Below are 22253 nucleotides of genomic sequence, written 5' to 3' on the forward strand. Positions count from 1 at the left end.
GAGAGCGACACTGCGGGCATTACGATGGATGTTGGTGCTTGATACGCTCGGCGACCGTCCCCGGGACCGGCGTCCCGCAGTCCTTGCATTTCCAGGTCGGGTAGACGCCGCCTTGCTCCTTCCGCATGTCCTGTCTGTACTGGAGGGTTGCACCGCAGGTACACCGGTGAGTGGCGGTGGACATAGTCGACGGGAGTTCACGGAGGAAAATAAGTGTCGCGCCGCTCCCGACAACGGCAGGAAATCGAGCGGCGAACGCGTCTCCACAGCGGAAAGGAACGCTCGGTTGGGGACCGACCTGTTAACCGGAAGAGCGTAATTGCCGTCCCACCTAAAGCTGTCACTAGACGGGTCGACGGACCCCGTGGGAATTGGTCGCTTTCGCCGCGCATTCCGGAGATTTGCGCCGCGCGCCCAAGCCTTATTATTGTCTAGTCCAATCATCTTTCGAGAGAAGTAATTAATGTTAGACAATACCCCAAAGCACGGCATGGGCGACCCGAACTTCGACGCCGTACGAGACGCGTTGACGACGAACTCCGGCGAGCCAGTGCTGGACGACCAGAACTCCCGCACTGCCAGCCCCGAGGGGTCGATGCGTATGGACGACTACCTGGAGAAGACGGCCCAGGTTAACCGGGTACGTACCACGGAGGTAGCCGGATAATGAGAGGGCGTAATCACGACTGGTGGCCGAACCAGTTGAACTTGGAGGTTCTCGACCAGAACTCCCATGAAGTCGGTCCGATGGACGAGGACTTCGATTACGCCGAGGAGTTCCAGAAACTCGACCTCGAAGCGGTGAAGTCGGACCTCGAAGAACTGATGACGACTCCGCAGGACTGGTGGCCGGCCGACTACGGCCACTACGGGCCGCTGTTCATTCGAATGGCCTGGCACAGCGCCGGCACGTACCGCACCAGCGACGGCCGCGGCGGCGCGTCCGGCGGTACGCAGCGCTTTGCGCCCCTCAACAGTTGGCCCGACAACGCGAACCTCGACAAGGCGCGCCGGCTGCTCTTGCCGATCAAGCAGAAGTACGGTCGAAAACTCTCGTGGGCCGACCTGATAGTCCTGGCCGGGAACGTCGCCATCGAGTCGATGGGCTTCGAGACGTTCGGCTTCGCCGGCGGGCGCGAGGACGCCTTCGAGCCCGACGACTCCGTCTACTGGGGCCCCGAGGAGGAGTGGGAAGCGAACGAGCGCTTCGACGAACCCGGAGAACTCGATACGGGGCTCGGCGCGTCCGTGATGGGGCTCATCTACGTGAATCCGGAGGGCCCTGACGGCCAGCCGGACCCGAAGGCCTCGGCGAAGAACATCCGTCAGACGTTCTCCCGGATGGCGATGAACGACAAACAGACGGCCGCGCTCATCGCCGGCGGACACACGTTCGGGAAAGTCCACGGCGCAGACAACCCCGACGATGTACTCGGCCCCGAACCGGAGGCGGCCCCCATCGAGAACCAGGGACTCGGCTGGCAGAACGATGCCACCGAAGACGGCGAGGTCACCACCAGCGGTATCGAGGGGCCCTGGACGCAGTCCCCGACTTGGTGGGACATGGGGTACATCAACAACCTGCTCGACTACGAGTGGGAGCCCGAGAAGGGGCCCGGCGGTGCCTGGCAGTGGACCCCCAAGAGCGAAGAGCTAGCGGACTCCGCACCGGACGCACAGGACCCGGACGAAGGGGTCACGCCGATGATGCTCACGACCGACATCGCCCTCAAGCGGGACCCCGACTACCGGGAGATAATGGAGACGTTCCAGGAGAGCCCGATGGAGTTCGGAAAGGCGTTCCAGAAAGCCTGGTACAAGCTGATTCACCGCGACATGGGGCCGCCGACGCGGTTCCTCGGCCCGGAAGTTCCGGACGAGGAGATGCTGTGGCAAGACCCTATCCCCGAAGCCGACTACGACCGTATCGGGGACGAGGAGGTCGCCGAACTCAAGGAGGAGATCCTCGGGTCGGACCTGTCGGTCCCCCAACTGGTCAAGACCGCCTGGGCGTCGGCGTCGACGTACCGCGACAGCGACAAGCGCGGCGGAGCGAACGGCGCGCGCATCCGCCTCGAACCCCAGCGGAACTGGGAGGTGAACGAACCGGAGGAGCTGTCGACCGTACTGGAGACCCTCGAAGGGATTCAGGAGGACTTCAACGGCTCGCAGTCCGACGGGACGCGTGTCTCGCTCGCCGACCTCATCGTTCTGGGCGGCAACGCAGCCGTCGAGAAGGCGGCGGCAGACGCCGGGTACGACGTGGAAGTCCCGTTCGAGCCGGGACGAACCGACGCTTCCCAGGAACAGACCGACGTCGAATCGTTCGACGCGCTCAAACCGAAGGTAGACGGGTTCCGTAACTACTTCGGACACGAGTACGACCATCCGGCGGAGGAGTTGCTGGTGGACAAGTCGCAGCTACTGAACCTGACTGCGTCCGAGATGACGGTTCTGGTCGGCGGCATGCGCGCGCTTGACGCGAACTACCAGCAGTCCGACCTCGGCGTCTTCACAGACCGGCCGGGGACGCTGACCAACGACTTCTTCGTGAACCTGCTCGACATGGGCACGGAGTGGGAGCCTGCCTCGGAAGCCGAAAACGTGTACGAGGGGCGCGACCGTGCCACGGGCGAACTCAAGTGGAAGGGCACCCGCGTGGACCTCATCTTCGGTTCGAACTCCCGGCTTCGCGCCATTTCGGAGGTTTACGGAAGCGACGACGCGGAGGAGAAGTTCGTGCGCGACTTCGTGGAGACGTGGGAGAAAGTGATGAAACTCGACCGCTTCGACCTCGAGTAAACGCGCGGTCTTTCGCCGCGCTATCGCTGTAACGAGCCGACTGCGTCGCCGTTCTTTCCTCGGCCTGTGACTCTCGACCGGAGTCGCTACGCCCGTCTCTCGAACGCGTCGACCCCGCGGGCGGGATAGCCCACGACGGTCGTCGCACCGGCGTCTTTCAACTCGGCGACGCGCTCACGAACCGTCTCGGGCGTCCCGACGAGCGCGTAATCGCGAGTCGCCCGCAGCAACACGTCCCGAGCGCGGCCCGTCGCCTCGCTGTCGGTAGCCGCGCCGTCGGGAAGCGCGCGAGCGACGGGTTTGCGTCGCGCCGAGTAGTCGCCGACAGCGTCGAGGACGGCGTCTTCGTCGTCGGTCAGTACGGTCGGCGCGTAGATGACGACGTCCGCGTCGAGTCCCGCCGCGCGGAGCGCCCTGAGGTCGCGGGTAGTCGACCGCGAGAGGAGTTCGTACTGGGGGCCGCCTGCCGCCAGTGCGATGCGTTCGACGCTCTCCGTCCCGACCCAGGCGTCGGTCGCGCGCTCTTTCGCCGTTCCGAGGCGAGGAGCGACGGCCCGACTCCGCTCCGCTTCCGAAAGGTAGGCCGGGTGGCCCGCGACGAGGACGCGACGAACGCCCTCGGGTATCCAGTCGGTCAGCGAGTCGTCGCCGAGCGGGTCGAAACCGTCCGCTCGTACCGGCGTCGTCAGAAACACCTCGTGGCCCTCGGCGAGCGACGCAAGGGTTTCGGCGTCCGGGAGGTGTTCGCGGCCCTCGTAGTCGACCGCGACTGTTTCGAACGGGAGATCGCTCGCTCGCTCGACGGCGCACTCAGTCGGCTTGAGCGCAATGGCGTCGAGTCCCGTCGCGGTGGCTGACTCGGACCCAGTCAGCATCGTCGATCACCCGTAGAACGCCGGTTAGAAATACTATCGCCCGTGCGGAACGCGACCCATCGTCTGTGAGACCATGTAGCCACTTCTGAGAGGGACCCGCAAAAGGGTATCGTTCCGTACGAAGATTAGCCGGCGACGGGAGCCGACAGGTGTCAGCCAACGCGCCCGCGTTGTTGCACATCCTCTTTTGTCGGAACTCGGATCGGATTGACCACGAGTCGGATCGGACACGAGATCAGACCCGCGAACTCGGGTCGATCCGTTCCGGCGCACGCCAGTCGGTGGTCAGTTCGAAAAAGTCGACGACGATGCGGCCGGTCGCACCCCAGACGGTGTAGCCGTCGACGCGAAAGTAGTGGATGACGACCTCGCCGTAGTGGGGGTGTTCCCGGCGTTCGTAGTCGTAGTTGGCGTCGTCGAGCATGTCGGCGACGCTGAGGACCGCGATCTCCGCCACTTCGCCGTCGTCGGGTTCGTACTCGCGGTCCGGGACCCGGGAGACGAACGGTGTCACTGAGTATTCGGTGACAGTCCGGATGTCGTCGATCCTGCCGAGCACTTCGGTCTCCTCGGGGTCCAGTCCGATCTCCTCTCGGGCCTCCCGGAGCGCGGTCGCCTGCAGGTCCTCGTCCTCGGGTTCGCGGCCGCCGCCGGGGAAACTCATCTGGCCGGGATGCTCACCGAGGTGTTCGGCCCGCTTCGTGAACAGGAGGTGTGCCTCGTCGTCGCGTTCGACGACGGGAATGAGGACCGCGGCGTCGTACTTCTCGCCGGTCACCGCCCGCGGCGTGTACTCTGCGACACGGTCCAGGTCCAGTTGCATAGCCGTTCGTCCGAAGTACGTGGCCGGTCCCTCTTATCCTCGCCGGTCGAGGTCCGCTCGCATCTCGTCGAGCGACACCGGCGACCACGCCTCGACGTCGTAACTGACATCGATCAGCGTCTCCAGTCGGTCCCCGTCGCCGTCCTCGAGCGCGGCGTCCGCGTCCGCGCGGAGTCGCTCTCGCGTTCGTTCGCCCAGCGCCTCGCGGTCGACCGTCCGCTCCTCGACGTCCATGATGTGCGGCAGGTCTTCGGCGTTCGCGGGAAGCGTCGGAAACGCAGTCGGTCCGGCGACCAGTAGGTCGTCGTACTCGACGAGATGATAGCCGTCGACGGCCTCGTCGACCGCCGCCGCGCTCTCTGCCTCCTCGAACTCCCTGCCCTCGCGGTAGGCGAGTTCCGAGAGCGCGTTCAGGAGTTCGTCCCGAGACAGCGCGCCGAAAAGATCGACGATACCGGCGAGTTCGTCGTGCGTCAGGTCCATACGCTGGGTATGCGGCTACCCCGGGATGAGCGTTCGGGCTTTACGTCGCGGTGAGTACGGACAGCACCACACGTTGTCGAAGGTCCCTATCAGCGGGTCTCAGATCTAACTCGGTCTATCGCCTCAGCGGACGCGTTCGCCACTGTTTCGGGCTCTATCGCCGTTTCCGACCACGCCGGCAGGCGGTCGTCCAGGCTGGGTTCCCGGACGGCGTCGGCGTAGTCGGCGACCTGCTCGCGTTCGGCGGTTGGGTCGTACGAGAGGCCGTTGAACGAGGCGTCCGCGGCGTACTGCCGGACGAACTCCGCCGCGACGTCGCGGTAGCGGTCGGCCAGCGTGTCGTAGTCGGGCGTTACGCCGTGGTCCTCGACGACGCGGAACAGCGCGTCCCCCACCTGTCGGGACATCTCGGCGAGGCCGGTCGGGCCCGAGACGGCCCGGTGGTCGTGTTCGTGGCGGCCCAGGTCGACCTGCGCGGTGCCCTCGAAGCCGGCGGCGTCGAACGCGTCGCCGAGCGTCCCGACCTCCAGCCCCCAGGCGCGCGGTGGGCGCAGGGACCGGGCGAGGTCGGCAGTCAGCGCGAACTCGCCGGCCAGCGCGTACCGGAACGCGCCGAGATAGTCGAGGACGGGGGCGTCGTGCGCGTCGGCGAGTGTCCGAACCAGCGGCGCGTAGAACAGGCGGAACAGCCGCCCGTAGAGTCGGTCGTTCTCCACCCGGGCGTAGTACCCCTTCGAGAACGCGTACCCGTCTGAGAGCGGCGCGAGCAGGCGCGGCACGTGCGACGCCGAGTAACTCTTCGCGTCGGCGTCGTGGACGGTGACGTACTCCGCGGACCGTGCCGCGACGCCGAGTGCCAGCCACACGTCTCGGCCTTTCCCGAACCCGTCGTTTAGCCCGGCGTCGTCTAGCACCGCCTCGACGGCGGGGGCGTTACACCACAGCAGGTCGACCGGCGCGTCGAACGACGACAGCCACGCGGCGAACTCCGGGACGCGTTCCGCGGGCGCTCGTAGCGCGACGACGATACGCTTGGGGTCGACCGTCGAGAGCGTCGACAGCACGCGCTCGGCGGCGAGGCCCGCGTACTCCCGGTCGGTCATCGGTACGACGACCGCGGCCCTGTCGGTCGGTGCCGCCGGCGACGGGTCGTCGAACGCGTGCAGCGTCGTGACCCGCTCCTGAACGTACTCCATCACACGTGCCTTGGACTACGGAATGAAAACGCCGACGACTCACACCGGCGACGCACCGCGGGGCAACCGTTCGGTCACGTACAGACCGAACAGGACGACGAGAATGGCCAACAGGCCGACGGAAAACAGGCGAAACAGCGCGTCGAAGGCGAATCCGGCGTCGGTCAGCGCGCCGAGGACGGCGCTCCCGGTCGCCTGTACGAGCATCATCGTCCCGCTGTACAGCGCGTAGGCGCTCGCCCTGTTCTCGTCCGGCAGTGAGTCGAGCAGGTAGATGTCGAGCGCGGGAAAGAGGCTGTGGACGACGTAGCCGAGAATCACGCTGACAGCGACGACCGTCCACAGCGACCCGACCGCTGTCAGCGCCAACAGACTGGCGATGAACCCCCCGAGGATCGTCAGCATCAGCGGCACGTACGGGACCCGCTCGGCGACGCGACCCGTGAGGACGAACGCCGGCACCCCGGCGGCGAACACGCCGGTCAGGACGTTCCGCGCCACCGCTTCGGACAGCCCTTTCACCTCGACGAGGTACGTCACGTAGAAATTGAACACGCCGTTCCAGACGAACCCCGTCGCGCCGATTATCGCGACGCCGGTGAGGATTATCGGCCACTGCTGGGTGAGCGCGCCGACGAAGTCCTTGTCGTCGCGGCCGGCCTCGGGCATCTCCGCACGGCGAGCGATCAGGAAGAAGACGACGGTCGTCGCCGCGGCGACGCCGCCGATGAGCCAGAACACGGCGCGCCAGTCGGTCACAAGGAGGACGCCGCCGACCACCAGCGGCGCGCTGACGGCGGCGAGTTGGCTCGACATCCCGTGAATACCGATGGCGCGGCCGACCCGGTCGGGGAACAGTTCGCTCACGAGCGGATTGGCGGCGATGAAGTACGCGCCGCTCGTCAACCCCATTAGCAACGCGCCCGCGGCCAGCGTCGCGAACGAATCCGCGACGGCGGTCACTGCGGCGGCGACGGTGAGTAACGCGCCGGACCCGAGGACGACCGTGTGGCGCGGCACCTTCGTGAGCAGGTATCCGGTGGGCATCCGCGGGACGGCGCTTCCCACCCAGGCCATCGTCACGACGAGGCCGATAGTTCCGCCGGAAAACCCGAACGCCGCTCGCAGCGGTTCGACGAGGGGTGCGAACACCACGCGGGCGATGTTGACGAGAAACACCATGGTACACAGCGACCCGAACAGCCGTCCGCGCCCCGAAAACGACCGGGCTTTCCCTTGGCTCGATAGCACGAGTGAGAGTACATCAGATGCCGCTTCAAGGCTTTCGAAACGAATGGTTCAGGGGTGGTTTTTTGACAGGGTGTCACATACGTTCCGAATATGAAATCCGTTCGGAAGGCGCTTCGCGACGGTGACCTGGTCAAAGACACGTACGGACGGTTGAAGTGCCAGGCGTGTGAGCAGGACCTCACGACGAAAAACGACCCTTCCGAGATAGGGACCGTGCGGTCCTGTCCCGAGTGTGACGGGGAGTGGAAAGAACTGTAGCGTCTTGATTCACCGTCGACGGACGGGACGTCCCGGTCCGACGAAACTCCGACCGTTTCTATCTAACTCTCACTGACGGACCTCCGGTCACCGCGACGGTCACTCGAAGACCGCGTCGAACGCGTCAGCACCGAGCGGGTCGAACGTACCGGCGTCGACGTTTTCCTCGACGTGTTCGGGCGAACTCGCCCCGACGAGCGAACAGGTGACGCCCGGCGCGCTCCGCGCGAAGTTGATCGCGCGCTGGGCCGTCGTGTCTCCGGACAGTTGAGCGGCTACCTCCTCAGGGATATCGCCAGCCAGTTGCCCCTGAGCGAGGCTCGCGCTCGTAAAGACGTTCAGGCCCGCTTCCCGGGCGAACTGGAGCGCGCTCTGCCGACCTTCTGGCGAATCGTGACTCTCGACGGTGAACGCATCGGCCATCACGACGTTGAACGGTAACTGGATCGCGCGCAGCCCCGTCGAGGCGTTGTCCGCGTCGTCCGCGGCGGCGCGCGCCCGGGACACTACTTCCGGCAGCGAGAGGTACTTCTCGTGGTCCGGCGGAACGCGAAAGGCGTCCCACGTCGCGACGCCGTACGCGTCGATATCCCCCTCGTCGACCCGGTGTTCGAGGCGACGGAAGGCCGACTCCAACTGGTCGTACACTTCCTCCCTGGACCGCGTCCGCAGTTGCGTCTCGGGGTTGTGGACGTAGTACAGGTCGATCGTGTCCACGTCGAGATTCGCCAGCGAGCGGTCCACCTGGTCGTCGAGGTACATCGGTGCGATGCAGTGACTCCCCCGAACGAGTTCATCCGGTTCGATCAGTCCGGTGTCGACGTACTCCTCCCGGACGTACGCACCCGGGTCCGCCGGTTTCTCGCCGTCGAACGGGACGAACCCGCCCTTGGTGGCGACGAGCACGGCGTCGCGGTCGACGTCCGCGTCGTCGAGCGCTCGGCCGACGACGCGTTCGCTCCGCTGACAGCGGTAGTTGATCGCGGTGTCGACGACGTTGCTACCGCGCTCCAGTGCAGTGACGATCGATTCCCGGTAGCCGGCGTCGACGTCGTCGGTCGGGTCGCCGAGATACGTCCCCACGCCGATGCTAGAGACGACGCCGTCACCGTACCGCCGGAAGTACGTCCGCCCGAACGAATCGCCGAACCTGTCCCGGTACTCCCAGGTCCCGTTTCCCGTGGCCATGTCACCTGGTACGGTCGGGCGAGGAAAAGGGTCACTGGTTTCGAAGGCTGAACGCCTACACTTCGCCGTCGAGGGCACCGAACAGACGGTCGACGAACTCGTCTCGCGAGATGCCCTCCGACGGACCGATCCCCGCCATGTGTTCGATCGACACCTGTCCGCCACCCATTCTGGCGTGCCCGCCCGCGTCTGCCATCGGGATGTCATCGACGACCGCTCGAAGCGCCTCGCCCATGTGGACGCGGTCGTCCCGCGACCGGCCCGAGAGGTGGAGGGTCCCTTCGTGGTCGCCGAAGACGACGACAGCGGTCACCCCTTCTAGACTGGTTAGTTCGTCCGCCGCCTGCGGAATAGCGTCGACGACCGGGACCTCGCCCACGTCACAGACGGCGAACGACCGGCGGACCTCGCGGTCGTAGATGGCGCGGGCTTTCGTCTCCAGCACGTCGGCACTGACCTGCGGGTTCGCGATACGGTCCAGAACCCCCTGGTCGACGCCCGGGTAGAGGTACGCGCAGGCGTCGAATTCGGCCGCGGAACATCCCTTCGTCAGATGGTTCGTGTCGGACTGGATCCCGTAGAGAAGTCCAGTCGCTAACTGCTCGGAGACCTCTATGTCCGCGTCGCTCTCGCCGTTGTCGGGGTTCGTCTCCGCTTCGAGCGTCTCGAAGTACTCGGCCAGTATCGTGGCACAGGCCCCGTAGTCGGTTCGGACGTCGGTGAACTCGTCCCCGGTGCCGTTCCCCGGGTGGTGGTCGATGACGGCGAACGGTTCGATCGCCGACGACCCGTCGAACCCGCGCGGGGCGTTGTGGTCGACCAGAACGACGTCGTCGCTGGCGATGTCGCCGGCGCGTTCGACGCGTTCGAAGTCGAGTTCCAGAACGGTCTGGAACGCGCGGTTCTCCTGATGGCGGATCTCGCCGGGATACTGCAGCGTCGCTTCGGTATCGACTACGTCCGCGAGATCTGCCACTGCCATCGCGGACGACATCGCGTCCGGGTCCGGGTTCGGATGCATCAGCACCGACACGTGGTCGCGGTCCGCCAGCGCGCGCTTGAACCGTTCCCCGGGCGTCCGTCGAAGCCACGAGATAGCGAACCCGAAAACGATCAGTGCAACGAGGACGCCCACCGCGATCAGGGCGAGTTCGACCGTGCTCAGCGAATCCACCCACCCCTGAACGGCTTCGACCTGCAGAGCGGACGGCCTTCCTCTCAGCGACCTCATATCTTCTGGCTCTTTATGAATGACCAAGAACTTTCCCCTACAGTTGCTCCTTCCGGTAAGTTTCGACCGCGTCCTGGTACCCCTCCTTGAAGGTCGGATACGCGAACGTGTACCCGAGACCATGGAGCCTGTCGTTCGAACACCGTTTGCTCGTTTGCAGTCGCCGTCGAACGGTTTCGGAGAGGTCGTTCTCGGCCAATCGCTCCGCTTTGGTTCGCTTCGCCGGGCGGTCGACACCGCATTCCGTCGCGAGCCAGTCCGCGAACTCCCATTTCGAGACCGGTTCGTCGTCGACGACGACGACGGCATCGCCCCGCGCCAGGTCTTCCGTCAGGAGATGTCGAACCGCGCCCGCGGCGTCGTCGCGGTGGACCATGTTCAGAAACCCCTCCGTCACCGGCCCCTCGACGTAGCGGCGGAGTCGATACCGGTTCGGGCCGTACAGACCCGCGAACCGAGCGACAGTTCCGTCGATCCCGTACTCGTCGGCGAACTCGCGGGCGATCCGCTCGGCCTCGACCAGCACTCTCGTCTTCTCCGTCGTCGGGTCGAGCGGCGTCGTTTCGTCGACCCAGTCGCCGCCGTGGTCGCCGTACACGCCGGTGGAGGAGGTGTACACTAGCCTTTCGGGCGACTGTCGTCGCTCGCCGAACGTCTTAATCGCCGTTCGGAGCCCGTCGACGTACACCCGGCGCGCCGCGTCCGCGCCGCGACCGCCGGAACTCGCCGCGAAGACGAGCGCGTCCACGTCGGGGACGCGTTCGAGCGATCCGGCGTCGGTGACGTCCGCCTGAACGGCGTCCAATTCCGCCGCGCGGACCGCGTCGATGCCGTCGTCCGACCGTCTGACGCCGAGGACGTCGTGGCCCGAGTCGCGCAACTGTCTACCGAGTTCGAGGCCGACGTATCCGCATCCGAGGATCGCGACCTTCATGGGTGACAGTTCGCGCCCCGATACGTAGAAGCTACGACTGCTCGACCGCGGCGAACGGTCGAACTTGCAGAGCCGGTTCACGACAGCCTCATCGCTTTGCTGTGTGGATGGTTCGGCCGAACTGACGCTATCGCTGGTTGCTCGCGATGACGTGCTGGATGTGGACGAACTCCTCGAAGCTCATCGGCGCTCTTCGCTCTATTTTCTGCTGGATCTCTTTCGGATCGAGCTCTAACGTCAGTCCCCGGGAGACAGCATCAACGTCCATCACGCCCGTCGTCATCCCCAGCAGGAGATGCTCGCAGGCTATTTCGCGGACGGTCTCGGCGTCAGGCGCGTCGTCCGCGAACGCCAGTATCGCTGACGCTTCCTCCAGCGACAGTGACGGTGACTCGCCGTCTGCGAGCGCCTGCAGGGTCGCGCGCTCGACTGCGGTCTCCGCTTCGATGCTGTCGACGCCGGCCGTCTCGATGACGCCGGCGAGGTCAGACTCGTACTCCGCCCGGAGGTCCGCAGGCGTCAGTCCGTCGACGTCCATCCGTTGCTCGTAGAACATGCCCGATGATAGGCGATCACCGTACAAGTGGTTATCACATCGCGGTGGCGTTGTGTCCGGCGTTCGGCCATCCCGGAGATTCTTCGACGCGCCCGCCGTCCACGTCGCCGACCCCGCTCCCGCCTGGAGGAACGACGACGAGAACAGTCGTCGCCGCGCTGAAACTCACTCTCGTCGACTGCCCGAGACGCTCGCGCCGCCCGTCGTTGTCGACATCGACTGAAACTTTCGACCCGTCTCGCGAGTACGCGACGGTGCCGCCGGGCGCAGTCGGTGCGTCGCGACCGGTCCGGACGGTAAAGCGAGCGTACCGTCCGGAGATGTCGACCTGCCAGGCGTTCGCTGTCGCGTACCAGAATCCCGGGATCGGCGTGACCGGGACGCCCGACGGGACCGCTCCGCGTGCCCGCGAGAGACGGTCCGCGACGCGGTCGGATGCCGATTCGAGGCCGCGACTCGCGGCGTCGCTGATCCGGGTTCGGACCGTCTCACGGAGCGCATCGGCGGTGTCCCGAACCGGGCCTTCCGGTGGCCTTACGGCTGTTTCCGCTGTCGCGTCCGTCATCGTCACGTCGAGGCGCGTACGGATCCGGTCCGCCCAGGCGGCGCTGTCAGGCGTCGCAGTCCGGTCAGCGGCGGCGTCGGCCGCCGGTCTCGCGGCCGACCCGTTCGTCACCGCCAGCGCGAGCGTCGCCGTCGAATTCCACTCGTCGTAGCCGTCCGTGACGACCTCACGACTCGTTTCCTCGTCCAGCGAGGTCGCCGCCGCCAGTTCCATCACCGTTTCGTCCGTGGCGTTCCCCAGTGCGGTTTCGACGGCGTCTCTGAGGTCGTCACGCTGGGCCCTCAGTTCCTCGTCGTCGACGGCGGCGAGGGCACGGTTCGTCTCGTGGAGCGTCCGTGCGGCGGTCCGAAGGCTGACGCGCGTCGTATCGTCGACGAACTGCTCGGCGATCCGGTCACCGATCTCGTCGTACGGGAGCGTCACCGCGTTCTTGTTCCGGACGGCCAATGCGTGGTAGGGCCCGTCCTGTCGGATCGCCGGTATGCGTTCGTCGTCGATAGATTCGACCGTGAGATACGACGGCGCGCCGTCGACGCGCACCGTCATCGCCCCGCCGTCCGACGAAACGAGATGCCGACCGGGGCGTGTGACCGATTCTCGGGCAGCGATCAGGTCGTCGAGGCGGTCGCCAGTCACGGAACCCAGTTTGTCCAGCACGTCGTTGAACTCGCCTTGCGTCTCGTCGATGGCGTCCGCCTGTCGGTCGAGCAGTTCTATTGTACGGTCGACGTACGCGGCGCGTGCCGCCACCCGCGCCCTGTCGGCGACCCCGTCGTACCGGTTCGGCGCGTCGACGAGGTCGGAACGCCGCGATCGGAGTTCCGCGGCGAGATCCCCGGAGGGGTTCGCTCGCGTGCCGAGCGCCCCTCGTTCGACAGTGACGGTGACGTTGCTGATCCGGTCGCGAAGGCTCCGCAGGTCGTCGTACACCCAGTCGCCCAGACCAGGCGGTTTATCGCCGACGACAGCGGTGCCCGTTTCGACGCCTTCGTTCTCGACAGCCGCTATCGCCAGGTCGTTCGCACCGCCGCTATCAGTTACGAGCCGCTCCACTCCCTGTCTCGCAACGGATCCCAGGTTGGGGCCGTTCAGTGCGCCGCCGCGTTCGTGGACGGCAGCGATCGGGCGGTCCGGCACCCGACCACCGGCAGCGTGTGTTCCGACGACCCGAAGACCGACGCGATGACGCGTCGTCCACCGGTCGACGGTCGTTCTCGTCTCGTTGTCGCGCGTCCACTCGCGGTGAGCGACGTGGCGCTCGGCCACTACCCTCCGGTACGTCATTAGTTCGTGCCAACCGTCCGCCACGTTCGGCGCGTCGGCACGGCCGGTTTCGACGTCGTACGTCGTTTCGGTCGACGTACCGTTGAGCTGCCACCCCTCCCCGCGGGGCTCCGTCCGCGGCCGAACATCCGCGTACGTGGTGTCGACCGTCGTCGTGAGGCGTGTCTCTGCCGTGTAACTCTCATCGAGTACAGTCCCGATATCCGGGCCGCTGGTGCCTGTTAGCAGGTCGTACATCGCTACGTCGGCCGTCCGGTTCACGCCGACGGTCATCGCCGTAGACGGGGACAGTCGATTCGACGCGTTGTCGACCTGGGCGGCGATGGAACTGTTCGGCGGGTCCCCCTCTCCGAGAACGTAGTTCACCCACTCTTTGCCCTCCGTGTCGGTTCCAACCAGAGCGTCGGTGATTCCGACCCGCGCCGTACCGCGTGCGAGACCGACCCGCCCCATCGGATCCGTGCGTCCGAATACGTCCCGCTGGGTCTGCAGCGCCGCGCCGTTCGCCGCGAGTTCGACGTGTCGGTTTGCGAGGACGTTACCGATCGGACCGCCGCCGTACTGGGCGTACCCGCGGGCCCAAGTCATGGCGTAGAGCCTCGCGGTGACGCGCCGTCCGAACCCAGTTCCGTCGAGCGCCCCTCGATTCAGTTGGGTCTGATACCGCTCGACTCTGTCGTGAAGCAACAGCGCAGGCGTCGGCACCGTCACTCGGATCGAACGTTCCCTGCTCGATATCTCTTGGCCGTCGCGCTCGGCGACGAGCGTGACACCATCGATGACGACGTCGAGTCGCCCTTCCCCGTCGCGCTCGACTGAGACGCGCCGCTTGGCTTCCCTGAGCGTGCTTGCATCGGTCACTGGCGGGAGCGACGCCCGGACATCGACGCTTCGAACGCGTTCGTCGACGGTGTCGAGACGGGAGTTCACCGTCCGATAGATCCGTATTCTGAGGTAGTCGCGAAACGGCGTGGAGTCGTTCAGAACGCGGCCGTACGTCGTGTTGGCTGGCGTTACGACGGGGTTAGCTGCCGCGCGTCTGCTCGCATCGGCAACTGAATCCCTGATAACGGTCTGGGTGGCAGCGTCTCCGCGGTCGAGTGCTGCGGCGGCGTCGATATCGGCGTGTCCCCGGTCCCGGTTCGTCATCGTTACGGCGAGTGTCGCACTGCTGACCAGCAACAGAACGCCGATCAGCGCGAACGGAACGCGGCCACGTCGGTCTTCGGCCAGTCTCATCGCTCCCACGTCCTGACGACGATTCGTACTTCACCCACCGAAACGGCCTCCGCGGCCGACTGCGGCGTGTCGAACTGATCGGTGAAATCACCGACCGTCCGGTCGACCAGCGCAGCGGTGAGGCGCTCGTTCGTGCGCCGGACCCGTTCCGGGTCGTCATTGTCTACTCGTGAGTCGAACAATGTCGCTGCGCGGCGGTACCGTTCCGCTGTCGCTCGCTTCGTCTGGGGGTCCTGTAACGACACCGACGCTTCCTCCGGCGGGAACAGCGCACCGACGACGCCGCGTGCCGTCACGCGAGCAACTCCTCGGAACCCGTCGCTCGCCGCTCTGACGGCATCGTTCCGGTTAGTAGATGAATCGGACGGAACCGTGAGCGTCGCGACGTGGACGTCCGCGTTCGGCGGTGGCACGTCGCCGGCAGTCACCGTTCCCTTTACCGGCGAATTCGGGTACGGTTCCCACGTCGCCCGGACCGTGACTGAGACGTTCGGGCGGGCGACTGCGCTTTCGACGACGGCGGTCACCTCTCGCTCGAACGCGTCGCTATCGTCCGAAAGTTGGTGACCATAGACGGTCATGTTCGCCACCGCCGCATCGGCGAGGAGTTCGGCGAGTGTTCCCTGTGTGGACCGTTCTACGTCTCCGTTCGGGGTCGCGAGCGTGTAGTCTACTCGCGCTGTGCTCGATCCGACAACGTCGGCCGTCTCGTCGGCGGTGTCCGGACGCGACGGGTCGGTGTCCGCCGGCACGTAGGCGAGCGTCGCGACAGCACTGCTGACGAGCAACAGGCAAAGCACCGCGTCGACGACCGTACTGACGCCGCGGTCGGTCACGACCACACCTCCACGCGGAGGCGACCAGCCCGGATCCGACCCGGCCCGACGCGAACGCTCGCGCTCCGCGACGCCGACACCGCGTCCGGCGGGGCTTCGGGGCCAGCAGTCCAGATCTCGCCTTCGTCTTCGCCGGCCGAGTCAGTTCTGTTCTGCGTCGACACTGATGCCCCGCCCGTCACGGTGATCCGGATCTCCCGACCGTCTGGGGCGGCGTCGAGGCCGTCCGAGAGGTTCGCCGGTGCAAGTACGCCAGCCTCCGAGACGGCGTTCCACACTCGACGCAGCGTCGGATCGGCGCCACGGTCCTCTTCGACGCCCAACGTCGTGTCGACTGCACCGGCGTACAAAGCGAGACCGGTGCCGACGACGAACAACGCAGCGAGGACGGCAAGCGGTTCCGTCTGCGCCCTACGCGCCGACCAGTGTGACATGGAGACCCCTCCAGGTGACGTTTCTGACGATGATTCGGTCGTCGGCGCTCTCCCACGTCGCCTCCCGACTCCTGCTCTCGGCGACCTCCCCTCTGAAGGCGGCCTGTGTGACGAACACCTTCGACGGGTCGGCCCCACGTAACACCTCCTGTAGCTTCGACCCGTCGGACACTGGAGCCACGGGCCCGTGCGTGAACGTCGCACGGGTGGTGCCACCGTCTCCGCGTAAAGCGATCCTGAACGGCCCGAGGAGAACACGGTCGGCAGATATCGGGTGTTCGGCCGTTCCCGACGTGTCCGACGCGGCGAGGGCGTCGACAGTGTCGGCCGCTCCGGACGCGTCGGGCGGGGCGTGTGACGGGAGTTCAGTGGCGACGCCGAAAAACGCCAGACTTGCCAGCGCGACGCCGATAGTTAGGTACCACGTGTCGACAGGAGTGTCGAACATGGCCCGCCTTCGCCGCCCTATCCCTCTTAAACCCTCAGACCAGTAGCCCCCCGACAGCGAACGCGGCGAGATAGACGAGCGTAGCAGCACACAGCGATTTCCCCACGCGGTACCCGACAAGCGGTCGGTCTAACCCGCGTTCGAGACCTGTTCCGACTGCGGCGAGAACGACAGCGAGGAAGAGAACGTAGACGCCGACAGCGAGGCCGAGGCCCGTCGGCGGAAGCGCCGTCCCTCCGAGGTCACTCCCGCCGATCCCGCCGGCCAGTGAGACGGTGACGCCCGCCACGAGCGGCCCGAAGACGCTCGCCGTCGTCTGGAGCGTACCGGTCACTCGGGCGAGTTCGTGTCGGGCCTCGCGTTCGACCGACTGGAGTTCCTCGACGTGGTCCGCCATCGCGACGACGGCCTGACCGGCCGGCCGCCCCTCGCTTGCCGCGAGCGACAGGAGCGCGGCGGTGCTTCGAGTCCGCGGGCTCGGCACGTCAGCGAGCGCTCCGTACTCACCGAGAAACGATTCGCGGACGCCCACGCCGACCTGTCGTTGCCTTCGAACGGCGGCGGTCAGCACCTCGCCCGTTTCGTCCGACAGTTCGTCGCCAGCCTGCTCGATGGCCGTCTCGACCGCAGCGCCCTCACCGACGCGCCGCCCGATCAGGTACAGCGCATCGACGAGTCCTGATTCCACTGCCCGGACGTGCGCTCGAACCGAGGTGATCGGCCGGTACCAGGCGACGAGCGTCGCGCCGACGCCCACGCCGACGAGTGCTATCGGGGCGGTCCAGACCGAGAGAAACGCCGCGGCAGCGACCGCTGCGGCGACCCCTGTGAGTGTCCCGAACGCGAGTGGAGGCCACCGCCGGTCCGGCACGTCCGGGTGTGACCGCGTCACCGCCGGCGGCGGGAACGCGACGGGACGACGGAGGAGCAACCAACCGCTCGCGCCGACGAGTACCAGCGGAAGCGCAACGTCGTACACGACCACGAACAACGGGAGAGAGACGGGCGCGCCGGCGACGCTCGCTGCGGGCACGACGGCGACGAGAGCGAGCGGTAACAGGACGCCGAACGCGTACAGTCCGGTCGCCGGCGCGTGGATGTCGCTTGCGAACGCCGCCATCCGGTCTCTGGTCCCGTCAAGTACCGCAGTCAGGGCGCGATTCAGCGTCCGCGACCGCTCCCCCGGCGGGGCGTTCGCCGCCGCCGTGAGCAGGTGCGTCGAGCGAACCAGTGCCGGGAACCACTCTTCCCACTCGTCGGCGAACCCGGCGAGGCCCGCTCGCGGCGTCCCCGCCGCACTCCGGACGTGCGCTCGGAGGCTCGTCGCGAGGGGGCCACGTCCGGTCCGCGCGGCGAACGCCGTCGCCGTCTCCGGGGCGGGCGTGATCCGCATCCGCAACACCGCTCGCCCGACGATCCCCGGCGCGTCTCCTAACGCGGCCGTTCGACGGGCGGCCGCGAGAACGACCGGGCCGCGGTGGACCGCGTGGGCCACGCCCAACGCGACCGCCAGTCCGAACACGACCGTTGCCGGCCGAACGGAGGGTGGAACCAGAAGAACTACTGGCGCTGCGAGGACCGCAACGACGAGCGCCGCGCCGTATCCGGCGCTGACCACAGTGTCCGCGTCGACAGTCGCATCGAGGAACCCGAGCGACCGGCGCAGGTCGTCGCTCGCGGTCCCGCCGTACGGCGACCACCGAGCGAGCGTTCGTAGTAGCTCGCTCAGCATGGTCCAGACGACCGATGACGGGCGTAGGCTCGGGTGACGTCCGCCGGCCGGGTTCGCTCTTCTGCTGCGAGTCGAGCGAGGAGGTCCTCGCGGGTCGCGATCTGCTCCCGAACATCCGCGTACGTCTCGTCCGGTCGGGCGAGCGCAGAGACGAGATGGCTCTCTCCCCTGTCGATCCGCCCAGTCGCGGCAAGTTCATCGCCGTCGACGGCGTACAGCGGGGCGAACCGGACACCGTCGTCGCGGTTGATCACTTCTTCTATCGCTCGCACTCGCCTGGCGCGTCCGTCGCCCTCCCGGTACGCTTCGACCGTGACGACGAGGTCCGTCGTGGCGAACGACGAGGAAGGAACGCCGAGATCGGAGACGACGCGTTCTCTGACGCTCTCTCCGCCGTTTCCGTGGATGGTGCCGAGCACGGCGCTTTCGTTCGCGCCGACGCGCATCGCTTCGTAGAGCACCTGTGCTTCCTCGCCGCGTACCTCGCCGAGGACCAGCGCGCCTTCCCCCAGACGAAGGGCGGTTCGGAGCGCTGCGGTCGGCGTGATCCCCGGACCGTCGTCGACCGTGGTTCGAATCGCCTGCACGTCACGCCCGGCACGCCGGAGGGCGCGTGCTGGTAACTCCGGCGTGTCCTCGATGGCGACGACGCGCGTCTCTGCCGCTATCTCCCAGAGGAGCGCTCCGAGCGTTGTCGTCTTTCCCGCGCCTCTCGCGCCGGCGACTAGACCGGCCCCGCCACGCGCGACGGCGAGCGAGAGCAACCCGGCGGCTCCGGCCGTGAACGTTCCGTTCGCGACGAGCCCCGGGAGCGTCCAGATGTCCTCGCCGTGGTCGCGGAACGCGAACGCGACGCCGTCGCTGACCGGGTCGGTGACGCCGGCGACCCGTATCTGCTCCCCGTCTGTCGTCTCCGCCGCTGCGTCGAGGGTCGGAGCGGCTCGCGAGAACGCTCTGCCGCTGGTTCGACGGAACCGCGAGGCTAACGCGGCCGCACCGTCCGCTGTGAGGCGGACGTTCGACCGCATCGTTTCACCGTCGACGACGACGCGGAGCGCGTTCTCGGTCACCGGCGCGGTCGCGTACACGTCCGAGAGGGCGGGGTCGGCGAACAGGTCTTCGAGGACGCCGAATCCGCGGGAGTGCTTCCGGAGGATCGCGGTCAGCGTCGCCGTCGGAGCGTCTTCCTCGGCGACGCGTCTGACGGCCCGACCCGGTGCGCGGTCGCCGCCGCGAACGGTTCCAGTCGCCAGCGCCTCGTACGCGTCAGCGAGCGTCGCCGTCGCATCGGAAGACAGATCGGCCTCGACCGGCGTCAGATGGTACGCTCGGAGGGCATCGTCCTCCCGAGCGTACACCCTGACTCTCCCCTCGGTGTCTATCCCGTACCCATCGTCGAGCCGAGCGCCTCCCGGCGGTCGCGACCGGACCCGCGACCCGGATACGACGACGCCCACGGACGGGCGAAGAGCGGCCTGGTAGCTCTCGACTCCGGTCGCCAGTTCGAGCAGACCGGTTTCGGCGGCGGCGTCGCTGATCGGGTCCGTCCGCGCCTCGGCGTCTCGCGCCGCTCGCAACGGATCGGCCGTTGTACGGTCGGCAAGCGCGTCGTCTCGGAACGCGATCGTCTCCGCGAAGCGACCGGCTGCGACCAACAGGGCCGCGCTCTCGTCCTCGTAGGCCCGTTCGACGCCGTCGGATCTGGTCACGACCGTTTCCGCGTCCCGGTCCGTCAGCGCGGTCACCGCCGTCTCGCGACAGTCCGTCTCGTCGGCGAGACGTCCGTCGCCGTCGCATTCGTCCGAATCGATGATCAGACGGTCGCCCTCGAACGACGGTCGACACCCGCAGGGGCGTTCGTCGTCCGAGCGAAACCGGTCGAAGATCGCTTCCATGCGACACCGTCCCCGCGGTCTGGTATCTAAACCCTCGGACGGTCGACGACCACGGTCCGGTTCCCGTCGTCCCGAACGAGGCGAAGGCGTAGGTCGTGTTCGCCCGCCCGTCGGATGTCTATCGGACCGTTGCGGGGACGCATCGCGAGGTCTAGCGTGCAGACACGTTCCCGCCGGCCGTCGACCTTGTACGTGACTCTCCCGCGCGCCGAGCCGTCGGGCGGAGCGCGGATCGCGAGGAAGTCGACGCCCGCACGCCACCAGCCTCGTTCGGGGATCCGCACCGTGACGGTCCGTTGCGGCGCGTTCGACTCGGTCCAGGCCGTTTCCTCCCTTTCGAGCAACGCCGCGGCGCTCCGTTCGAGTTCGTCGACCTCGCCCCGGAGATGCGTGTCGCTTGCTCGCTCGCGACCGGCGTCAACCGCCGGCAGCGCCGCCGCGACGAGCGCGGTAGCGAGGACGGCCGCGATAACGACTCGAACCGTCACAGTGCGTCTCGCAGGCGGGCAACGATGCCGCTGTCGCGTCCACGACGCTCGCTGTTTCTGGCGACGCCGTCTTCGGCGGAACCCGCGGGAGTCGTGCCCGCCGGTTCCGACGATCGACTCCCGCCCTCACGCTCGTGGCGAGGCGGCGCTCTGTCGCCGCCAGCCGGCGAACTGTCACCGTCGATCAGTGGTCCGTCGCTGCGTGTTCGCCGTCGGTTCTCGCCGCCCGGCTGATCGTTTTGGGTCGCCTCGATGTCGTCGAGGCGGGCTTCCAGCGCGTCGACGCCGGCGACCGCGGCGTTCGCACGCTGTTCGACATCTTCGTTCACCGACCGGACGTTTCCGACGTAGCCGCGGACCGCCTGCACTGCGGCGTCTAGCTCCTCGATCCGGTCCTCGGCGGCGTCTAACCGCTCCGCGAGGTTGTCGACCTGTTCGACGACCTCGCCGTCGGCCGCGAGCGAGGTGAGGTCTGCATCTGTCTCCGTGAGCGCGCGTTCGACCGCATCCAGCCGTTCTTCCACGTCGTCGGGCATGGATACGGGTGGTCTCCCCTTCCCGGATAAACCTGTAGCGGGACGCCGCCGAAGGGGGAACGTTCAACTATTGACCCTGCAAAAGGAAACCGTATGAAAGTCGTCCTGATTGGCGTCGGCCAGGCCGGGGGAAAGCTCACCCAGGCACTGGTCGAGTTTGACCAACGGATGGGATTCGATGCGGTTCGCGGAGCGCTCGCAGTCAACTCCGCAAAGACGGACCTCCAGTCTCTCGACCTCGACACCGTTCTCATCGGCCAGGACCGCGTGAAAGGCCACGGCGTCGGCGGAGACAACGAACTCGGCGCGGAGATCATGCAGACCGACGTGACCGAAGTGATGGACAACATCGACGGCCGCATCACCGCGGAGGCCGATGCCGTCGTCATCGTCGCGGGCCTCGGCGGCGGCACCGGAAGCGGCGGTGCGCCGGTTCTCGCGAAAGAACTCAACCGCGTGTACAGTATGCCTATCTACGCGCTCGGCGTCCTCCCCGGGCGCGGTGAAGGCGCGATGTACCAGGCTAACGCTGGCCGGTCGCTCAAGACGCTAGTCCGCGAAGCCGACGCGACGGTGCTCGTCGACAACGACGCCTGGCACGGCGCGGGCGAGAGCGTCGAGGAGGCGTTCGACGCCATCAACGAAGCGATCGCACAGCGCGTCGGCCTCCTGTTCGCTTCCGGCGAAGCCGTCGACGGCGTCGCGGAGAGCGTCGTCGACTCCAGCGAGGTGATAAACACGCTCCGCGAGGGCGGTATCGCCGCCCTCGGCTACGCGAGCGCCGAGGCCAGCGAGGACAGCGGCGAGAACGTAAACACCGTCACGAGCGTCACTCGCAAGGCGCTGTTGACGGGGACCAGTCTTCCCCAGGCGGTGACGGCGGACTCCGCACTGCTCGTGGTCGCCGGAAAGTCCGAACGGATCCCCCGGAAAGGTGTCGAACGGGCGCGAAGCTGGGTCGAGGAGGAGACCGGAAGCATGCAGGTCCGCGGCGGCGACTTCCCCCTCGACAGCGACCATCTCGCGTCGCTCGTCCTGCTTGGCGGCGTCGAGCGCGGTCAGCGCATCGAGGAGTTCATGGAACGGGCCCGCGAGGCCCAGGAGCGACAGCTACAGGAGACGGCCGACCACGCGGAGGCCTTCCAGAGCGACGAACTTGACGACCTGTTCTGAACGCACAAGATTCAAGCGGCGGGGGC

Annotated in this window: 22 protein-coding genes; 4 read left to right on the forward strand and 18 right to left on the reverse strand. The window is 67.1% G+C overall.

Going from position 1 to position 22253, the window contains the following annotated elements; genetic code table 11:
• Positions 1–19 precede the first annotated feature (19 nt).
• Positions 20–184 carry a hypothetical protein gene (locus tag SM753_RS13420; RefSeq protein WP_168192936.1) on the reverse strand — a complete coding sequence of 55 codons (165 nt, stop codon included), beginning with the start codon at positions 182–184 and terminating at the stop codon, positions 20–22.
• A gap of 279 nt (positions 185–463) precedes the next feature.
• Here SM753_RS13420 and SM753_RS13425 point away from each other — a divergent pair, with 279 nt between their 5' ends.
• Complete coding sequence (locus tag SM753_RS13425; RefSeq protein WP_323191975.1) at positions 464–667, forward strand: hypothetical protein; 204 nt, start codon at positions 464–466, stop codon at positions 665–667.
• Complete coding sequence (gene katG / locus SM753_RS13430) at positions 667–2802, forward strand: catalase/peroxidase HPI (protein WP_323191976.1); 2136 nt, start codon at positions 667–669, stop codon at positions 2800–2802. The genes SM753_RS13425 and katG overlap by 1 nt, the downstream gene beginning before the upstream one ends.
• 86 nt (positions 2803–2888) lie before the next feature.
• Here the strand turns inward: katG and SM753_RS13435 are convergent, their stop codons facing one another.
• From SM753_RS13435 to SM753_RS13455, 5 genes are all read right to left on the reverse strand, one after another.
• Positions 2889–3677 (reverse strand): LLM class flavin-dependent oxidoreductase, encoded by a 789-nt coding sequence (locus tag SM753_RS13435; RefSeq protein WP_138797014.1) that lies wholly within the window; start codon positions 3675–3677, stop codon positions 2889–2891.
• Positions 3678–3912: 235 nt separating this feature from the next.
• On the reverse strand, positions 3913–4500 hold the full coding sequence (locus tag SM753_RS13440; protein ID WP_369335357.1) for a CoA pyrophosphatase: 588 nt from the start codon (positions 4498–4500) through the stop codon (positions 3913–3915).
• A 33-nt stretch (positions 4501–4533) separates the two neighbouring features.
• Positions 4534–4983, reverse strand: coding sequence for a hypothetical protein (locus SM753_RS13445; RefSeq protein ID WP_323191977.1), 450 nt, complete (start codon positions 4981–4983; stop codon positions 4534–4536).
• 89 nt (positions 4984–5072) lie between these two features.
• Entirely contained in the window at positions 5073–6179 is a 1107-nt protein-coding gene (locus SM753_RS13450; RefSeq protein ID WP_323191978.1) for a glycosyl transferase family 2, read from the reverse strand.
• 39 nt (positions 6180–6218) lie between these two features.
• Complete coding sequence (locus SM753_RS13455) at positions 6219–7361, reverse strand: MFS transporter (RefSeq protein ID WP_323192088.1); 1143 nt, start codon at positions 7359–7361, stop codon at positions 6219–6221.
• Between the two features lie 159 nt (positions 7362–7520).
• Between SM753_RS13455 and SM753_RS13460 the strand changes: the two genes are divergently transcribed.
• On the forward strand, positions 7521–7688 hold the full coding sequence (locus SM753_RS13460; protein ID WP_168192937.1) for an HVO_0758 family zinc finger protein: 168 nt from the start codon (positions 7521–7523) through the stop codon (positions 7686–7688).
• Positions 7689–7787: 99 nt separating this feature from the next.
• Here the strand turns inward: SM753_RS13460 and SM753_RS13465 are convergent, their stop codons facing one another.
• The 12 genes from SM753_RS13465 to SM753_RS13520 form a co-directional block, all read right to left on the reverse strand.
• A complete protein-coding gene (locus tag SM753_RS13465; protein WP_323191979.1) occupies positions 7788–8876 on the reverse strand; it encodes an aldo/keto reductase in 1089 nt (362 codons plus the stop codon).
• A 55-nt stretch (positions 8877–8931) separates the two neighbouring features.
• Positions 8932–10107, reverse strand: a complete 1176-nt coding sequence (locus tag SM753_RS13470; protein WP_323191980.1) for a DHH family phosphoesterase — start codon at positions 10105–10107, stop codon at positions 8932–8934.
• A gap of 37 nt (positions 10108–10144) precedes the next feature.
• On the reverse strand, positions 10145–11041 hold the full coding sequence (locus tag SM753_RS13475) for an SDR family oxidoreductase (protein WP_323191981.1): 897 nt from the start codon (positions 11039–11041) through the stop codon (positions 10145–10147).
• A 127-nt stretch (positions 11042–11168) separates the two neighbouring features.
• Positions 11169–11597: a DUF5791 family protein gene (locus SM753_RS13480; RefSeq protein ID WP_138797019.1), complete on the reverse strand. Its 429-nt coding sequence runs from the start codon at positions 11595–11597 to the stop codon at positions 11169–11171.
• A gap of 34 nt (positions 11598–11631) precedes the next feature.
• Positions 11632–14685, reverse strand: a complete 3054-nt coding sequence (locus tag SM753_RS13485; RefSeq protein ID WP_323191982.1) for a hypothetical protein — start codon at positions 14683–14685, stop codon at positions 11632–11634.
• Positions 14682–15521 (reverse strand): hypothetical protein, encoded by an 840-nt coding sequence (locus tag SM753_RS13490; protein ID WP_323191983.1) that lies wholly within the window; start codon positions 15519–15521, stop codon positions 14682–14684. Before SM753_RS13490 ends, SM753_RS13485 begins: the two co-directional genes overlap by 4 nt.
• Complete coding sequence (locus tag SM753_RS13495) at positions 15518–15955, reverse strand: hypothetical protein (protein WP_135533362.1); 438 nt, start codon at positions 15953–15955, stop codon at positions 15518–15520. The genes SM753_RS13490 and SM753_RS13495 overlap by 4 nt, the downstream gene beginning before the upstream one ends.
• Entirely contained in the window at positions 15933–16403 is a 471-nt protein-coding gene (locus SM753_RS13500) for a hypothetical protein (RefSeq protein WP_135533361.1), read from the reverse strand. The genes SM753_RS13495 and SM753_RS13500 overlap by 23 nt, the downstream gene beginning before the upstream one ends.
• 34 nt (positions 16404–16437) lie before the next feature.
• The gene (locus tag SM753_RS13505; protein WP_323191984.1) at positions 16438–18135 is read right to left on the reverse strand and encodes a type II secretion system protein; all 1698 of its coding nucleotides are present in this window, start codon (positions 18133–18135) and stop codon (positions 16438–16440) included.
• Positions 18129–20030 carry an ATPase, T2SS/T4P/T4SS family gene (locus SM753_RS13510; RefSeq protein WP_323191985.1) on the reverse strand — a complete coding sequence of 634 codons (1902 nt, stop codon included), beginning with the start codon at positions 20028–20030 and terminating at the stop codon, positions 18129–18131. Before SM753_RS13510 ends, SM753_RS13505 begins: the two co-directional genes overlap by 7 nt.
• A gap of 26 nt (positions 20031–20056) precedes the next feature.
• Entirely contained in the window at positions 20057–20518 is a 462-nt protein-coding gene (locus SM753_RS13515) for a hypothetical protein (RefSeq protein WP_323191986.1), read from the reverse strand.
• Positions 20515–21054: a hypothetical protein gene (locus SM753_RS13520; RefSeq protein WP_323191987.1), complete on the reverse strand. Its 540-nt coding sequence runs from the start codon at positions 21052–21054 to the stop codon at positions 20515–20517. The genes SM753_RS13515 and SM753_RS13520 overlap by 4 nt, the downstream gene beginning before the upstream one ends.
• Positions 21055–21147: 93 nt before the next feature.
• Between SM753_RS13520 and SM753_RS13525 the strand changes: the two genes are divergently transcribed.
• Positions 21148–22227, forward strand: coding sequence for a tubulin/FtsZ family protein (locus SM753_RS13525; RefSeq protein WP_323191988.1), 1080 nt, complete (start codon positions 21148–21150; stop codon positions 22225–22227).
• Positions 22228–22253 lie beyond the last annotated feature (26 nt).

The organism is Halostella sp. PRR32, assembly GCF_034808085.1.
Taxonomy (GTDB): domain Archaea; phylum Halobacteriota; class Halobacteria; order Halobacteriales; family Natronoarchaeaceae; genus Halostella; species Halostella pelagica.

Coding starts and splice junctions, on each gene's coding strand:
- SM753_RS13425 (WP_323191975.1), top strand. CDS start 464: ATGTTAGACAATACCCCAAAGCACGGCATGGGCGACCCGAACTTCGAC.
- SM753_RS13495 (WP_135533362.1), bottom strand. CDS start 15,955: ATGTCACACTGGTCGGCGCGTAGGGCGCAGACGGAACCGCTTGCCGTC.
- SM753_RS13420 (WP_168192936.1), bottom strand. CDS start 184: ATGTCCACCGCCACTCACCGGTGTACCTGCGGTGCAACCCTCCAGTAC.
- SM753_RS13510 (WP_323191985.1), bottom strand. CDS start 20,030: ATGGAAGCGATCTTCGACCGGTTTCGCTCGGACGACGAACGCCCCTGC.
- SM753_RS13520 (WP_323191987.1), bottom strand. CDS start 21,054: ATGCCCGACGACGTGGAAGAACGGCTGGATGCGGTCGAACGCGCGCTC.
- SM753_RS13445 (WP_323191977.1), bottom strand. CDS start 4,983: ATGGACCTGACGCACGACGAACTCGCCGGTATCGTCGATCTTTTCGGC.
- SM753_RS13460 (WP_168192937.1), top strand. CDS start 7,521: ATGAAATCCGTTCGGAAGGCGCTTCGCGACGGTGACCTGGTCAAAGAC.
- SM753_RS13470 (WP_323191980.1), bottom strand. CDS start 10,107: ATGAGGTCGCTGAGAGGAAGGCCGTCCGCTCTGCAGGTCGAAGCCGTT.
- SM753_RS13465 (WP_323191979.1), bottom strand. CDS start 8,876: ATGGCCACGGGAAACGGGACCTGGGAGTACCGGGACAGGTTCGGCGAT.
- SM753_RS13525 (WP_323191988.1), top strand. CDS start 21,148: ATGAAAGTCGTCCTGATTGGCGTCGGCCAGGCCGGGGGAAAGCTCACC.
- SM753_RS13480 (WP_138797019.1), bottom strand. CDS start 11,597: ATGTTCTACGAGCAACGGATGGACGTCGACGGACTGACGCCTGCGGAC.
- SM753_RS13505 (WP_323191984.1), bottom strand. CDS start 18,135: ATGCTGAGCGAGCTACTACGAACGCTCGCTCGGTGGTCGCCGTACGGC.
- katG (WP_323191976.1), top strand. CDS start 667: ATGAGAGGGCGTAATCACGACTGGTGGCCGAACCAGTTGAACTTGGAG.
- SM753_RS13500 (WP_135533361.1), bottom strand. CDS start 16,403: ATGTTCGACACTCCTGTCGACACGTGGTACCTAACTATCGGCGTCGCG.
- SM753_RS13450 (WP_323191978.1), bottom strand. CDS start 6,179: ATGGAGTACGTTCAGGAGCGGGTCACGACGCTGCACGCGTTCGACGAC.
- SM753_RS13440 (WP_369335357.1), bottom strand. CDS start 4,500: ATGCAACTGGACCTGGACCGTGTCGCAGAGTACACGCCGCGGGCGGTG.
- SM753_RS13485 (WP_323191982.1), bottom strand. CDS start 14,685: ATGAGACTGGCCGAAGACCGACGTGGCCGCGTTCCGTTCGCGCTGATC.
- SM753_RS13435 (WP_138797014.1), bottom strand. CDS start 3,677: ATGCTGACTGGGTCCGAGTCAGCCACCGCGACGGGACTCGACGCCATT.
- SM753_RS13455 (WP_323192088.1), bottom strand. CDS start 7,361: ATGGTGTTTCTCGTCAACATCGCCCGCGTGGTGTTCGCACCCCTCGTC.
- SM753_RS13475 (WP_323191981.1), bottom strand. CDS start 11,041: ATGAAGGTCGCGATCCTCGGATGCGGATACGTCGGCCTCGAACTCGGT.